General features: G+C 44.9%; 1 rRNA gene and 1 other annotated feature. The gene reads left to right on the top strand.

The annotated features are described in order from the left end of the window. Positions 1 to 593: ribosomal RNA gene (locus CEX73_RS03505) — 23S ribosomal RNA — on the top strand; the annotation flags it as partial. Beyond that, positions 1 to 1,206 (bottom strand) — a sequence feature (most likely nonfunctional fraction of RNA operon). Its footprint overlaps the rRNA gene before it by 593 nt.

The raw sequence follows: 1,206 nt of genomic DNA, 5'->3' as shown, positions 1-1,206 counted from the left end.
GGGCTAAATTATGTACCGAAGCTGCGGCAACAATATTTCATATATTTTTGGGTAGGGGAGCGTTCTGTAAGCCAATGAAGGTATATTGTAAAGTATACTGGAGGTATCAGAAGTGCGAATGCTGACATAAGTAACGAAAAAGCGGGCAAAAAAAACCCGCTCGCCGAAAAACTAAGGTTTCCTGTTCAACGGTAATCGAAGCAGGGTAAGTCGGCTCCTAAGGCGAGGTCGAAAGGCGTAGTCGATGGGTAACAGGTTAATATTCCTGTACTAGATGTAACTGCGAAGGGGGTACGAAGAAAGCTAAGTTCGCCAGGTGACGGTTATCCTGCTTTTTCACCTACATGCTTAAACCAGGATAACCGTCACCTGGCGAACTTAGCTTTCTTCGTACCCCCTTCGCAGTTACATCTAGTACAGGAATATTAACCTGTTACCCATCGACTACGCCTTTCGACCTCGCCTTAGGAGCCGACTTACCCTGCTTCGATTACCGTTGAACAGGAAACCTTAGTTTTTCGGCGAGCGGGTTTTTTGCCCGCTTTTTCGTTACTTATGTCAGCATTCGCACTTCTGATACCTCCAGTATACTTTACAATATACCTTCATTGGCTTACAGAACGCTCCCCTACCCAACAATATATGAAATATTGTTGCCGCAGCTTCGGTACATAATTTAGCCCCGTTACATTTTCCGCGCAGGATGACTCGACCAGTGAGCTATTACGCTTTCTTTAAATGATGGCTGCTTCTAAGCCAACGCCCTGGTTGTTTATGACTTCCCACATCGTTTTCCACTTAATTATGATTTTGGGACCTTAGCTGGCGGTCTGGGTTGTTTCCCTTTTCACGAAGGACGTTAGCACCCATCGTGTGTCTCCCATGATAACATTCTTTAGTATTCGTAGTTTGCATTGGTTTAGTAATCCAAGATGGACCCTTAGCCAAAACAGTGCTCTACCCCGAAAGCTATTTAGGTAGCGCCTTATGAATTCATCTTTGGGGGTAGAGCACTGTTTTGGCTAAGGGTCCATCTTGGATTACTAAACCAATGCAAACTACGAATACTAAAGAATGTTATCATGGGAGACACACGATGGGTGCTAACGTCCATCGTGAAAAGGGAAACAACCCAGACCGCCAGCTAAGGTCCCAAAATCATAATTAAGTGGAAAACGATGTGGGAAGTCATAAACAACCAGGCAG

Origin of the sequence: Candidatus Palibaumannia cicadellinicola, from assembly GCF_002855795.1 — a bacterium.
Classification (GTDB): Bacteria; Pseudomonadota; Gammaproteobacteria; order Enterobacterales; family Enterobacteriaceae; genus Baumannia; species Baumannia cicadellinicola_C.
This window is presented reverse-complemented; position numbering and strand designations above follow the sequence as displayed.